The following is a 293-nucleotide window of genomic DNA, read 5'->3' on the forward strand; positions in this document are numbered from 1 at the left end:
CGCCTCGCGCACCATGCTCTACAACATCCGCGACCTGAAGTGGGATGAGCGCATGCTGGACGAGCTGGGCATCCCCGCCTCCATGCTGCCGCAAGTCAAACCCTCCTCCGAGGTCTATGGCTACACCACCCGTGGCGGCGGCGCCCGCATCCCCATCGCCGGTATCGCCGGTGACCAGCAGTCCGCCCTGTTCGGCCAGCTCTGCTTCGAAAAAGGGATGGCCAAGAACACCTACGGTACCGGCTGCTTCATGCTGATGAACACCGGCACCGAGCCGGTTCGCTCCAGCAACG

The 293-nt window shown here is 64.5% G+C and carries 1 protein-coding gene; it reads left to right on the forward strand.

What is annotated here, in order from left to right:
• On the forward strand, nucleotides 1-293 hold a 293-nt coding region (locus J9889_RS20765; protein ID WP_246878150.1), incomplete at both ends, for an FGGY family carbohydrate kinase.

Origin of the sequence: Aeromonas sp. PrichA-15 (genome assembly GCF_017939245.1) — a bacterium.
Lineage (GTDB): Bacteria > Pseudomonadota > Gammaproteobacteria > Enterobacterales > Aeromonadaceae > Aeromonas > Aeromonas caviae.